Below are 13364 nucleotides of genomic sequence, written 5' to 3'. Positions count from 1 at the left end.
AGGCACCATGCGCATCGCTCTGTTCCAGGGTGCACCCAAGCCACTGGACGTGCCCGGCAACCTGCAACGGCTGCGCCACCAGGCGCAGCTGGCGGCCGAACGCGGCGCACAGTTGCTGGTGTGTCCGGAAATGTTCCTGACGGGCTACAACATCGGCCTGGCCCAGGTCGAGCGCCTGGCTGAAGCCGACGATGGCCCGACGGCGATGGCGGTGGTGGAGATCGCCCAGGCGCAGCGCATCGCTATCGTCTATGGCTACCCCGAGCGCGGCGACGACGGGGCAATCTACAACAGCGTACAGTTGATCGATGCGCATGGCCGCAGCCTCAGCAACTACCGCAAGACCCACCTGTTCGGTGACCTGGACCGCTCGATGTTCAGCCCAGGCGCCGACCTGTCCCCGGTGGTGGAATTTGACGGTTGGAAAGTCGGCCTGCTGATCTGCTACGACATCGAGTTCCCGGAGAACGCTCGGCGCCTGGCGCTCGATGGCGCAGAGCTGATACTGGTGCCGACCGCGAACATGACGCCGTACGACTTTACCTGCCAGGTGACCGTGAGGGCGCGGGCGCAGGAGAACCAGTGTTACCTGGTGTATGCCAATTATTGCGGTGCGGAAGACGAGATTCACTACTGCGGGCAGAGCAGCCTCATCGGGCCGGATGGCAGTGTGCTAGCCATGGCCGGGCAGGATGAATGCCAGTTGTTGGCGGAGCTTGAACATGATCAGGTGGTGCAGGGGCGCTTGGCGTTTCCTTATCTGAACGATTTGCGCCAGGAGCTTCACCTGCGTAAAGGCTGATAGCCCTTTCGCGGGCCCGCTACACAAATGGGTTAGCATGGACAGCAGCAACCGGAGCCCCCATGCCTGACGCCACCCGCCACCTCACCCTCGCCAACGGCCTGCAGCTTACCCTGCGCCATGCCCCGCGCCTGAAGCGCGCGGCCGCCGCATTGCGGGTGCACGCGGGTAGCCATGACGCGCCGGGAAAATGGCCAGGGCTGGCCCACTTCCTCGAGCACCTGTTCTTCCTCGGCACCCCGCGCTTCCCCCTGGACGATGGCCTGATGCGCTACGTGCAGGCCCTCGGTGGCCAGGTCAACGCCAGTACCCGTGAACGCACCACCGATTTTTTCTTCGAAGTCCCGCCTAATGCCTTGGCCGCAGGCCTCGAGCGCCTGTGCCAGATGCTGGCCGAGCCTGACCTGGGCATCGCGCGCCAACGCCGCGAGCGCGAAGTGATTCACGCCGAGTTCATCGCCTGGTCGCGCAACCCACAGGCCCAGCAGCAATTCGCCTTGCTGCAGACGCTGTCGCCCGCTCATCCGCTGAGCGCTTTTCATGCCGGCAACCGATACACCCTGGCCCTGCAGGACCCGGCCTTCCAGCAAGCGCTTGGGGGCTTTCACCGGCGCTTTTACCAAGGCGGCCAGATCGTCTTGAGCCTGTGCGGCCCGCAACCGCTGGTTGAACTGGAGCAACTGGGCCGGCAGCATGCTCAGCAGTTCGCCACGGGCACGCGAGTACCGCACCTTCAGCCACCGCCCCTGTCGGCGGCGACTATGCCACTGGCTTTTATCCACGAGCACCTTCCGGCAGGTGCCGAGCAGGCGCTGGAACTGCTGATTGCCTGCCTGAATGACAGCCGCCCAGGTACCTGGCTGGGTACACTGCGCGAGCGTGGCTGGCTGCAAGGTTTCAAGGCCGAAAAGCTGTATGCCTTCGCCGGGCAGTTGCTGTGGCACCTGGACCTGAAGCTCAGCTCCGACGCCTGCCCAGATGAAGCCAATGACCTGCTGCACGGTTGGTTCAATTTCATCCGACAAGCCGATCTCGCACAGCTGAACCGTGACTTCGGCTTGCTGCAGCACAGCGGCGAACGCAGTGCCAGCGCACTTGAACTGGCCCGCCGGGACAGTACCGGGTTGCCGTTCAGCCAGTTGGATACACAAGGTTTGCAGGCCCTTCGTGCCCTGCTGGATGACCTGCCATGCAGCAATCATGGGCAATGGCAGATACCCACGGTCGAGCCGTTGCTGATGGCTGACTTACCCACCGCCATGGCGCAGCCTCTACCGAACGCACTGACGATCAGTGACCAGCTCCCCGGCACCCGCCAATATGCGGCACTCTACTTACGCTGGCACGTGCCTTCGGCTGTGCGCCAGCGCTTGCAGGGCGTGCTTGAACAGGCCCTCGCGCCGCTGCAGGAGCGATGTGAACGCGCCTCGGTGCAACTGCAATACACCACCGCAGGGGAATACTGGCAGTTGCGCTGCGCCGGGCTGCCGGCCGCGGTGCTGCGCGCAGTGCCGCAGGCCTTGGCTTTGATGCTCACCCCCCCTTCCAGTTGCTGGCTGCCCAGCGCGGCGCCGCCCCCGGCACTGATCCCTATCAGGGCCTTGCTCAAGCAACTGCCAGACACGGTGCTGCATACCCCGCCCACAGCGGCACCGGCCGGCACGCTGAAACAGCAGCAACTCGACAGCCTGTGGCAGCACGCAAATTGGCATGGCCTGGCTGCGGGCTTCGACGATGCCGCGCTGAACGCCTTGGCTACCGCGTTGCAGCACTGCCCCGGGCAAGGCGCACGGCCTGGCTCCCTGCCCACATGGGCCAACCGTCGCTGGCAGCATGCCGAAGTGGCTGGCAGCGAATATGCCCTGCTGCTGTTCTGCCCGCTGCCTCCCGCCAGCGAAGCCGCAGGCCGCCTGCTAGCGCAACTGCTGCAGGGGCCGGTTTACCAACGCCTGCGGGTAGAGTTGCAACTCGGCTACGCGGTGTTCAGCGCCTTTCGTCAGGTCGAGGGGGTCGGCGGTCTACTGTTCGGCGTGCAGTCCCCCCATACCGGCCAAGCGCAGGTCCTCGACCACCTGCTCGCCCTGTTGCGCCAGGGTGTCACCCTGGACCCGGCCGCCCGCCAAGCCCTGGCCGAGCAATTCGACGAGCCCGCCATGGCCAATGCCGACGTCGCCGAATGGGCGTGGCAGACACACCTGGCTACACAACCCGGCAGGCTGGATGCACTGCGCAGGGCTATCCTGAACACGTGGCAGACGGATCTGGACCACCTGCTGAGCAACCTGCTCGACACAGGTTCCACTTGGCTATGCCTGGCCAACGCTGCCGCGCCAAACCCTTCCTGGCAAGGCGCTGCACGATGATTGTTACGCGAACTGCAACGGCGCTTTTCGAATAATTAACCTTTCGGTACAAATTTTTCTTGTAAGATAGCGCAATCCCAGTTTCAGGGAACTGCCGACGCGTGGCGGTACCCAAGTAGTAGCTGAGCATCCCAACCCTCATCCGGAAGGAGTAATTCCATGTGGACCAAACCTGCATACACTGATCTGCGTATCGGCTTCGAAGTCACCATGTACTTCGCTAACCGCTAAGCCCGGCTTAGGGTTTCACGCCTCGGCCTGCCGGGGCGTTTTCGTTTTTCCGATCCGGTTTTTTGCATAGAGAGTGGCCATGTACATCCAGGTTCTCGGCTCCGCCGCCGGTGGCGGGTTCCCACAGTGGAACTGCAACTGCGTCAACTGCAAGGGCTACCGTGACGGCACCCTGCGCGCCACGGCACGCACCCAGTCGTCCATCGCCCTGTCCGACGACGGCGTGCATTGGGTTCTGTGCAATGCCTCGCCCGACATCCGCGCCCAACTGCAGGCCTTTGCGCCCATGCAACCGGCCCGGGCCCTGCGCGACACCGGCATCAACGCCATCGTCCTGCTGGACAGCCAGATCGACCACACCACTGGCCTGCTCAGCCTGCGCGAAGGTTGCCCGCACCAAGTGTGGTGCACCGACATGGTCCACCAGGACCTGACCACCGGTTTCCCGCTGTTCAACATGCTCAGCCACTGGAACGGTGGCCTGCAGTGGAACCGCATCGAGCTGGAAGGCAGCTTCGTCATCGAGGCCTGCCCCAACCTCAAGTTCACCCCCTTCCCCCTGCGCAGCGCTGCACCGCCGTACTCGCCGCACCGTTTCGACCCGCACCCAGGCGACAACCTGGGCCTGTTGGTCGAGGACACTCGTACCGGCGGCAAGCTGTTCTACGCCCCAGGCCTGGGCCAGGTCGACGGCAAGCTGTTGGCGATGATGCACGACGCCGACTGCCTGCTGGTCGACGGCACCCTGTGGGAGGACGATGAAATGCAGCGCCGTGGTGTCGGCACCCGCACCGGCCGCGAGATGGGCCACCTGGCGCAAAATGGCCCTGGCGGCATGCTCGAAGTGCTGGACGGCTTCTCGCGCCAGCGCAAAGTGCTTATCCACATCAACAACACCAACCCGATTCTCGATGAAGACTCCCCCGAGCGCGCCGAAGTCCTGCGCCGCGGTGTGGAAGTTGCCTTCGACGGCATGAGCATCGAGTTGTAAGGAGGCCCGATGAGCGACGCACTGCCCATGTCCCCTGCCGAATTCGAGCAGGCTCTGCGCGCCAAAGGCGCCTATTACCACATCCATCACCCGTACCATGTGGCGATGTACCAAGGCCGCGCCACCCGCGAGCAGATCCAGGGCTGGGTGGCCAACCGTTTCTACTACCAGGTCAACATCCCGATGAAGGATGCCGCGATCCTGGCCAACTGCCCGGACCGCGAAGTGCGCCGAGAGTGGATCCAGCGCCTGCTCGACCACGACGGCGCACCCGGCGAGGACGGTGGCATCGAAGCCTGGCTGCGCCTGGGCCAGGCCGTCGGCCTCGACCCCGACCAGCTGCGCTCCCAGGAGCTGGTACTGCCCGGCGTACGCTTTGCCGTGGACGCCTACGTCAACTTCGCCCGCCGCGCCAGCTGGCAGGAAGCCGCCAGCAGCTCGCTGACCGAACTGTTTGCCCCACAAATCCACCAGTCGCGGCTGGACAGTTGGCCACAGCACTACCCGTGGATCGACCCGGCCGGCTACGAGTACTTCCGCACCCGCCTTGGCCAGGCCCGGCGCGACGTGGAGCACGGCCTGGCGATTACCCTGCAGCACTACACCACCCGCGCGGGCCAGGAGCGTATGCTGGAGATCCTGCAGTTCAAGCTGGATATCCTCTGGAGCATGCTCGACGCCATGAGCATGGCCTACGAGCTGAACCGCCCGCCTTATCACTCCGTCACCCAGGACCGGGTGTGGCACAAGGGGATCACCCTATGAGTCTTGATCGCAATCAAGTGCCGAACTGGCGCCCCGGCTACCGCTTCCAGTACGAGCCGGCGCAAAAGGGCCATGTGTTGCTGTACCCCGAGGGCATGATCAAGCTCAACGAAAGCGCCAGCCTGATCGGTGGCCTGATCGACGGCCAGCGTGACGTGGCAGCGATCATCAGCGAACTCGAACAGCAATTCCCCGATGTCCCGGAAGTGGCCGATGACATCGAGCAATTCATGGAGGTGGCCCGTGCCGAACACTGGATCGTCCTCGCCTGAGTTGCCGCCTACGCCTGCGGTCGGCCTGCCGCTGTGGCTGCTGGCCGAGCTCACCTACCGCTGCCCGCTGCAGTGCCCGTACTGTTCCAACCCGCTGGACTTCGCCGCCCAGGGCCAAGAGCTGAGCACCGAACAGTGGTTCAAGGTGATGGCTGAAGCACGGGAAATGGGCGCCGCGCAAATCGGCTTCTCTGGCGGTGAACCGCTGGTGCGCCAGGACCTTGCCGAGCTGATTGGCGAGGCTCGCAGGCTGGGTTACTACACCAACCTGATCACCTCGGGCATTGGCCTGACCGAGGCGCGCATCGCCGATTTCAAGAAGGCCGGCCTGGACCATATCCAGATCAGCTTCCAGGCCAGCGACGAGCAGGTGAACAACCTGCTGGCTGGCTCGAAGAAGGCCTTTGCACAAAAGCTGGAAATGGCCCGCGCGGTGAAAGCCCACGGTTACCCGATGGTGCTCAACTTCGTCACCCATCGGCACAACATCGACAAGATCGACCGCATCATCGAGCTGTGCATTGCCCTGGAGGCCGACTTCGTCGAGCTTGCCACCTGCCAGTTCTACGGCTGGGCGCACCTCAACCGCCTGGGCCTGCTACCGACTCGCGTGCAGCTCGAGCGGGCAGAACGCATCACCAACGAATACCGGGACAAACTCAAGGCCGAGGGCAACCCGTGCAAGCTGATCTTCGTTACCCCGGACTACTACGAAGAACGCCCCAAAGCCTGCATGAATGGTTGGGGCAACCTGTTCCTCACCATCACCCCGGACGGCACCGCCCTGCCCTGCCACGGCGCGCGCCAGCTGCCGGTGCAATTCCCCAATGTGCGCGAGCATGACTTGCACCATATCTGGTACGAGTCGTTCGGCTTCAATCGCTTCCGTGGTTATGAGTGGATGCGCGAACCGTGCCGCTCCTGCGACGAGAAAGAAAAGGACTTCGGCGGCTGTCGCTGCCAGGCCTTCATGCTGACCGGCGATGCCAGCAACGCCGACCCGGTATGCGCCAAGTCGGCCGACCACGGCATCATCCTCAAGGCCCGCGAGGAGGCAGAAACCGCCCAGCTCGCCATTGAACAGATGACCTTCCGCAATGATCGAAACTCACGTGTCATCGCCCGCGGCTGAATTCAGCGCGGCCCAGGCGGTGGCCGCCGGCACCGACTTCGCCGAACTCAAAGTCAGTGCCGACGGGCTGTTCTGGATCGAATTTCGCCCGGCCGATGGTGCTTGCCGTATCTGGCACTGGCTGCACTACCAGGCCCGCTGCCTGACGCCAGATGGTTTCAGCGTGCGCAGCCGGGCCTACGAGTATGGCGGTGGCAGCTTCTGCCTGGGTGGCGACGGGTTGGTGTTCGTCAACGAAAAGGACCAGCAGGTCTACACCCAGCCGCTGGACGATTTGCTACCGCGTGCTCTGACCCGCGATGCCAGCTGCCGCTATGGCGATGTGCAGTGGCACGACAGCCAGGTGCTGGCCGTCGAGGAGCGCCATGCCGAGCAGGTGGAGCATCGCCTCGTCGCTTTGGGCGAAAGCCGCCGTGAGGTACTCGCCGAGGGTGCCGATTTCTACGCCGCACCCACCGTGAGTGCCGATGGCCAACGCCTGGCGTGGATCGAATGGGACCGCCCTGCACAGCCCTGGACCGTGACCCGCCTGATGAGCCGCACACGGGATGCCAGCGGCCACTGGGGGCCGCCGCAGTGTGTAGCCGCCGCTGACGAATCGCTGCAACAACCACGCTTCGATGCCGAAGGCCGGCTCTACTGCCTATCCGACCGCAACGGCTTCTGGCAGCCCTGGGGAGAGGTCGAGGGTCACTGGCAAGCCTTGCCCGCCAAGTCGGCGGACCATGCAGCAGCGCCTTGGCAGTTGGGCACCTGCACCTGGCTGCCACTGGGGCCGCAAAGCTACCTGGCCAGCTGGTTCCAGGATGGCTTCGGGCAATTGGGGCTGCGTGGCGAAGATGGCCGCATGGCGCGGTTTGCCAGTGCTTATACTCGTTTTCGCAACCTGGCCATGGATGCCGAACACCTCTATGCCATTGCCGCCTCGCCTATCAGCCCGCCGGCAGTGATTGCCATCGACCGCGGCAACCACGAGGTCCGTGTGCTGGCCGGTGGTGCCGAGGTGCTACCGGCAGGGCGCATCAGCCTGCCGCAGCCCATCCACTATGGCAGTGACGGCGAGCAGGCCCATGGCTTCTTCTACCCGCCAGTGCAGTCGCAAGGCGCCGCACCGCTGGTGGTGTTCGTCCACGGTGGGCCGACTTCGGCCTGTTACCCCGTGCTCGACCCACGCATCCAGTACTGGACCCAGCGCGGCTTTGCCGTGGCCGACCTGAACTACCGGGGCAGCACCGGCTATGGCCGGGAGTACCGCCAGGCACTGCACCTGCGCTGGGGCGAAAGCGATGTGGCCGATGCCTGCGCAGCGGTCGAATACCTGGCGGCTCAGGGTTGGGTCGACAAACACAAGGCGTTCATCCGCGGCGGCAGCGCCGGTGGCTATACCACCTTGTGCGCCCTGGCATTCCATGATGTGTTCCGTGCCGGCGCCAGCCTGTACGGGGTCAGCGACCCGGTGGCCCTGGGCCGTGCCACCCACAAGTTCGAGGGCGACTACCTGGACTGGCTGATCGGCGACCCGCAGCAGGACGCCGAGCGTTATCGCCAGCGCACGCCTTTGCTGCATGCAGGGCAGATCAAGGTGCCGGTGATTTTCTTCCAGGGCGAGCTGGATGCGGTGGTGGTGCCGGAACAGACCCGCGCGATGCTGGCGGCGTTGCAGGCTAACGGGATCGAGGCTGAGGGGCACTTCTATGCCGGAGAGCGGCATGGGTTCCGCAAAGCGGAGAACCTGGCGCATGCATTGGAAGAAGAGTGGAAATTCTATTGCCGGGTGTTGAAGCACTGAGAGTTTGGGGCCGCTTTGCGGCCCCGGAAAACCTCATCGCTTGGCGATGATATAGACCGCGTGCACGATCCCCGGAATGTAACCCAGCAAGGTCAGCAGGATATTCAGCCAGAATGCTCCGCCGAACCCCACCTGCAGAAACACACCCAGCGGTGGCAGAAGGATGGCGATAATGATGCGGATAAAGTCCATGCGAGTCTCTCCTGAAGGGTTACATCAAAGACTAGCCGCGCGCCACAGAGGTTCCACAGGCAAAAAAAAACGCCCCGGGCCGAATGAAACAGGCCAGGGGCGATGCGCAGGAACGCCAGACGGTTCGTAGAATTCTCGGTCTTGCTAAACAGCTACGCCGGCATCTCGCGGCGGGCCTGCTGCTGGGCATGCAGGCGGGCAAAGGCGCGGGCCAGGCGCAACAGCATTTCATCGATGTTGCCCTTGCTCACAGTCAGCGCTGGCGAAAAACGCACTACATCCGCTTGCGGTGCGTTCAGCAGCAGGCCTTCGTACAGGGCGGCCGCCACCAGTTCGCGGGCCAGGTTTTCTTTCAGTTGCAAGGCCCACAGCAGGCCTTGCCCGCGTACTTCGCCCTGGCCATAACGCCCAGCCAGGCGGCTTAAGCCTTCACGCAGGTGGCGGCCGTTGTCCTGCACCTGAGCGAAGAAGCCAGGCTCCAGCACGGTGCCCAGCACAGCCAGGCCGGCGGCGCACATCAGCGCATTGCCGTGGTGGCTGCCTTCCAGTTCACCAGGCTCGGCGCAGCACGCCGTGCCCCGGGCCAGCAAGGCGGCCAGCGGCACGCCACCGCCCAGGCCCTTGCCCAGGGTGATGATGTCGGCGCGCACGCCATAGGTCTCTTCTGCCAGCAGCGCACCACAGCGGCCAATACCGGTCTGCACCTCATCGAGGATCAGCAGGATGCCCAGTTCGCGGCAGAGCGTTTCCACGCCCTTGAGGTATTCCTGGGTAGCCGGAATAACGCCCGCCTCGCCCTGGATCGGCTCCAGCATGATTGCCACGGTGCGCGAGTCCACCGCCGCGTGCAGCGCCGCCAAGTCATTGAACGGCACCTTGCTGAAACCGGGCAGGCCCGGTTCGCAGCGATTGCACGGCAGCGGGTCGGATGCTGACAGCGCACCCAGGCTGCGGCCATGGCAGGCCTGGCTGGCGGTGATGATGTGATAGGCACCGTTGCGGTGCAGCTGGCCCCACTTGCGCGCCAGCTTGATCGCACCTTCGCAGGCCTCGGCACCGCTGTTGAGCAGGTAGGCCTGGTCACTGCCGGTGCTTTGGCACAGGCGATTGACCAGGTCCAAAAGGCCGCGGCTGTGGAAACCCGAGCCTGGGTTGATCAGCGCCTGGGCCTGGTTACCCAATGCCTTTACCAGCACACTGGGGCTATGGCCCAGGCTGTTGACCGCGCCGCCTTGGGTGAAGTCCAGGTAGGCGTGCCCTTCGTTGTCCCACAACCAGGAGCCCTGGCCACGCACGAATACCTGCGCCGCACGCTCGGCACTGGGCATCAGGCGATCACGCGACAGCTCGGAAGCTTGCGGCACGATCACCGGCGCACGCTTAGGCTCGGCGACGGCGGCAGGGGCCGAGCGGCGCAGGTTGAACAGGTTCATCAGGGCTCCAACCAATCACGGTAAAGGGCGGCACGGTGCGGTCTTGTCGCCGACACTCGATATTTTGCCTTGCCTATCAAAAGTGTTTTTCATCCGGGGTAACAATCGACCTATTCATCGCTGTAACCCTTTGGAATACGGCGATAGACTAGGCTTCACAAGGGTTTTCGACCATTTCGTTTTTCCAGTATTTTTGATAAGCGTTACTTATGGATTTCCGCCAACTGCGTTATTTCGTCGCGGTGTATGAAGAAGGCCACGTGGGCCGTGCCGCCGAACGCCTGTCGCTGTCCCAGCCTGCGCTTTCCCAACAGATCCGTCAGCTGGAGCACAGCCTCGACCTGAGCCTGTTCGAGCGCAGCAACAAGCGCCTGCTACCGACCCTGGCCGCCCACACCCTGTACAACCATGCCTTGCCGTTGCTCGACGGCCTGCAGCGTGCTCACGAGGCCATGCGCAATTTCAAAGGCCAGTCGCTGCGTACCTTGGCCATCGGTGTGCTGCAAACCGTGCGCCCCAGCCTGGTACCGCAGCTGCTTGAACGGCTGCGCAAGGCTCAGCCTCATCTGGTGGTGCAGATTTACGAATTGTCAGGGCTGGAGATCGAGCGGCGCTTGCTCAACGGCAGCCTGGACATCGGTATCAGCTACCTGCCGCCGCGCCAGCCAGGGCTGCATGGCCTGCTGCTGTACGAAGATGAGTTGCAACTGGTGATCCCCGATACCCACCCATTGAAGGACTTCAAGAAGGTGTCCATCCGCCAGGCCGCCGAGCTGCCCATGCTGATGTTGGGCGAGGAGTTCCAGATCCGACAGATCTGGCAGGCGCAGCTGGCCAGTCAGGGCCGACGGCCGCAGGTACAGGCCGAGATGAACAACATGGCGGGGATTCTCGACAGCCTGGCGCACACGGCGCTGGCCACTATTCTGCCGGGGCGGGCCAAGGAGGCCGCCGAAGATGACCAGGGGCTGCTGTGGAAGCCGTTGAGCGAGCCGCGCGTGCCGCTGAAGGTTGGCCTGGTGTTCCGCGATGCCCAGCGCCAGCAGGCCTCTGTGGAGTTGTTGCGCACGCTGCTGGAGGAAGAGACCGATGCCCGCCTTTTGGGGGCGTCACCGCTGGATGTGCTGGCCTGAAAAAACGCGCACAAAGAAAACCCCGCCGAAGCGGGGTTTTCCAGACTGTTTCCCTGTGACATCCGTATCGCCCCGCCATCCTGGCAGGTGGTCCTTCGTCGTCTTCCTTGATCTGTCCTTTGCGCTTCCTGCGCAACGTCCATGTGGTAAAGATTAACCGTGGATCCAATCTGAGACCAGTGGTGAAAAGTCACCACGTCGTGTAGGAAAAAGCTTACAAAGAGGACCTATTCCCAGACACACCGGGAATTGGGGCTGCTGCGCAGCCCATCGCGACACAAGGCCGCTCCTACAAGGACCGCATAAGCCTTGCGCCCTGTAGGAGCGGCCTTGCGTCGCGATGGGCCGCAAAGCGGCCCCAAGATCTGTCAGAACTGCTCAGCATCCAGCAGGTACAGCGACTCACTCCCCGCCTTCACCGAAGCCACCAGCGAATCCACCCGTGGCAGCAAGCGCGCAAAGTAGAACCGCGCAGTCCCCAGCTTGCCCGAGTAGAACGCCTCATCGCCCTCACCCGCCTTGGCCGCCCGCGCCATCAGTGCCCACATGTAGCCATACGCGACATAGCCAAAAGCATGCAGGTACTCGACCGAAGCCGCGCCAATTTCATTCGGGTTACCTTTGGCCTGTTCCAGCACCCATTCGGTCAACCCGTCGAGCTGGTCGAGGCAGACCGCCAAAGGCTTGGCAAATTCGTCTAGTGCGCCATCTGCGCTGGCAATGAACTGGCGAATCTCGTCGGAGAACAAGCGGTAGTACGCCCCACCGCTGGCCACCACCTTGCGCCCCATCAGGTCCAACGCCTGGATACCGTTGGTGCCTTCGTAGATCTGCGTAATACGCACATCACGCACCAGCTGCTCCTGGCCCCACTCACGGATATAGCCATGCCCGCCGAATACCTGCTGGCCGTGCACCGCGCACTCCAGGCCCAGGTCGGTGAGGAACGCCTTGGCCACCGGCGTCAGCAGTGCCACCAGCTCTTCGCTGCGTTTGCGTACGTTGGCGTCTTCGCTGTACTTGGCACTGTCCAGCTGCATGGCCACGTAGGTGGAGAAGGCGCGGCCACCCTCGATCAGCGCCTTCATGGTCAACAGCATGCGGCGCACGTCTGGATGGACAATGATCGGGTCGGCGGCCTTGTCCTTGGCTTGCGGGCCGGTCGGGGCGCGGCTCTGCAGGCGGTCGCGGGCGTACTCCACGGCGTTCTGGTAGGAGCGTTCGGCCGAGGCCAGGCCCTGGATGCCAACACCCAGGCGCTCGTAGTTCATCATGGTGAACATGGCCGCCAGGCCCTTGTTCGGCTCACCGACGATGTAGCCGACCGCCTCGTCGAAGTTCATCACGCAGGTAGCCGAGGCCTGGATGCCCATCTTGTGCTCGATCGAACCGCAGGTGGCCGGGTTGCGCGCGCCGAGGCTGCCGTCCTCATTGACCAGGAACTTCGGCACCAGGAACAGCGAAATGCCTTTTGGCCCCGCCGGTGCATCTGGCAGCTTGGCCAACACCAGGTGGATGATGTTCTCGGTCAGGTCGTGCTCGCCACCAGTGATGAAGATCTTGGTGCCGCTGACCTTGTAGCTGCCATCAGCCTGGGGCTCGGCCTTGGTGCGGATGATGCCCAGGTCGGTACCGGCATGTGGCTCGGTCAGGCACATGGAACCTGCCCACACACCGGCGTACATGTTCGGCAGGTATTTTTCCTTCAAGGCTTCGCTGGCGTGGGCGTTGATCGACAGGCAGGCGCCAGCGGTCAGCATCGGGTACAGGCCGAAGGCCAGGCTGGAAGCGTTGACCATTTCCTCGACCTGCGCCGAGATGGCCTTGGGCATGCCCATGCCACCGAACAGCGGGTCGCCGCCCACGCCCACCCAGCCGCCTTCGGCATAGGTGTTGTAGGCCTCGATGAAGCCAGCTGGGGTGCGCACTGCACCATTGTCCCAGTGGCAGCCCTCTTCATCGGCGGCGCGGCTAAGCGGCGCGATGGTTTTGGCGGTGACTTTGCCGGCTTCTTCCAGCACGGCCATGGCCGTGTCGGCGTCGACAACCTCGGCCAGCGCGGGCAATTGCGCCCACTGCTCGGCCACGTTGAAGACTTCATTCAGTACGAAGCGCATGTCGCGCAGGGGCGCTTTATAGTCAGCCATGACAACCTCTCGCTAGTCGGGTCGGGGCGGTCTCGGGGAACCGCGACACTGGGGTTACTGGCAGTGTAACCGAACAACTTTTACGAGACATAGGGTCATCACTCGACCATACAG

12 protein-coding genes are annotated in these 13364 nt (G+C 63.7%); 9 read left to right on the top strand and 3 right to left on the bottom strand.

Features of this window, described 5'->3' with window-relative positions; translation table 11 throughout:
* The first annotated feature begins 7 nt into the window (after window positions 1–7).
* The 8 genes from ACNQP3_RS01935 (at window position 8) to ACNQP3_RS01900 (ending at window position 8345) form a co-directional block, all read left to right on the top strand.
* Window positions 8–802, top strand: coding sequence for a carbon-nitrogen hydrolase family protein (locus ACNQP3_RS01935; protein WP_060493144.1), 795 nt, complete (start codon window positions 8–10; stop codon window positions 800–802).
* A 62-nt stretch (window positions 803–864) separates the two neighbouring features.
* Window positions 865–3165 carry a pyrroloquinoline quinone biosynthesis protein PqqF gene (gene pqqF, locus ACNQP3_RS01930; protein ID WP_060493145.1) on the top strand — a complete coding sequence of 767 codons (2301 nt, stop codon included), beginning with the start codon at window positions 865–867 and terminating at the stop codon, window positions 3163–3165.
* A 159-nt stretch (window positions 3166–3324) separates the two neighbouring features.
* The gene (gene pqqA / locus ACNQP3_RS01925; RefSeq protein ID WP_003243383.1) at window positions 3325–3396 is read left to right on the top strand and encodes a pyrroloquinoline quinone precursor peptide PqqA; all 72 of its coding nucleotides are present in this window, start codon (window positions 3325–3327) and stop codon (window positions 3394–3396) included.
* A gap of 79 nt (window positions 3397–3475) precedes the next feature.
* Entirely contained in the window at window positions 3476–4387 is a 912-nt protein-coding gene (gene pqqB, locus ACNQP3_RS01920) for a pyrroloquinoline quinone biosynthesis protein PqqB (RefSeq protein WP_012270177.1), read from the top strand.
* Window positions 4388–4396: 9 nt separating this feature from the next.
* On the top strand, window positions 4397–5152 hold the full coding sequence (gene pqqC, locus ACNQP3_RS01915; RefSeq protein WP_012270176.1) for a pyrroloquinoline-quinone synthase PqqC: 756 nt from the start codon (window positions 4397–4399) through the stop codon (window positions 5150–5152).
* The gene (gene pqqD / locus ACNQP3_RS01910; RefSeq protein ID WP_012270175.1) at window positions 5149–5424 is read left to right on the top strand and encodes a pyrroloquinoline quinone biosynthesis peptide chaperone PqqD; all 276 of its coding nucleotides are present in this window, start codon (window positions 5149–5151) and stop codon (window positions 5422–5424) included. The genes pqqC and pqqD overlap by 4 nt, the downstream gene beginning before the upstream one ends.
* Window positions 5396–6556 (top strand): pyrroloquinoline quinone biosynthesis protein PqqE, encoded by a 1161-nt coding sequence (pqqE, locus tag ACNQP3_RS01905; protein ID WP_060493147.1) that lies wholly within the window; start codon window positions 5396–5398, stop codon window positions 6554–6556. The genes pqqD and pqqE overlap by 29 nt, the downstream gene beginning before the upstream one ends.
* Window positions 6522–8345 (top strand): alpha/beta hydrolase family protein, encoded by a 1824-nt coding sequence (locus tag ACNQP3_RS01900; protein ID WP_060493148.1) that lies wholly within the window; start codon window positions 6522–6524, stop codon window positions 8343–8345. The genes pqqE and ACNQP3_RS01900 overlap by 35 nt, the downstream gene beginning before the upstream one ends.
* 33 nt (window positions 8346–8378) lie before the next feature.
* Here ACNQP3_RS01900 and ACNQP3_RS01895 read toward each other — a convergent pair whose 3' ends face one another.
* Complete coding sequence (locus ACNQP3_RS01895) at window positions 8379–8537, bottom strand: YqaE/Pmp3 family membrane protein (RefSeq protein ID WP_003177654.1); 159 nt, start codon at window positions 8535–8537, stop codon at window positions 8379–8381.
* Window positions 8538–8689: 152 nt separating this feature from the next.
* Window positions 8690–9970: an aspartate aminotransferase family protein gene (locus ACNQP3_RS01890; RefSeq protein ID WP_012270172.1), complete on the bottom strand. Its 1281-nt coding sequence runs from the start codon at window positions 9968–9970 to the stop codon at window positions 8690–8692.
* A 209-nt stretch (window positions 9971–10179) separates the two neighbouring features.
* Between ACNQP3_RS01890 and ACNQP3_RS01885 the strand changes: the two genes are divergently transcribed.
* Complete coding sequence (locus ACNQP3_RS01885) at window positions 10180–11103, top strand: LysR family transcriptional regulator (RefSeq protein WP_012270171.1); 924 nt, start codon at window positions 10180–10182, stop codon at window positions 11101–11103.
* A 368-nt stretch (window positions 11104–11471) separates the two neighbouring features.
* On the opposite strand, the gene ACNQP3_RS01880 is transcribed toward ACNQP3_RS01885, so the two are convergent.
* The gene (locus tag ACNQP3_RS01880; RefSeq protein ID WP_012270170.1) at window positions 11472–13250 is read right to left on the bottom strand and encodes an acyl-CoA dehydrogenase C-terminal domain-containing protein; all 1779 of its coding nucleotides are present in this window, start codon (window positions 13248–13250) and stop codon (window positions 11472–11474) included.
* Window positions 13251–13364: the final 114 nt, after the last annotated feature.

The sequence above is a fragment of the Pseudomonas sp. LFS074 genome (genome assembly GCF_047978165.1).
GTDB lineage: Bacteria > Pseudomonadota > Gammaproteobacteria > Pseudomonadales > Pseudomonadaceae > Aquipseudomonas > Aquipseudomonas putida_P.
This window is presented reverse-complemented; position numbering and strand designations above follow the sequence as displayed.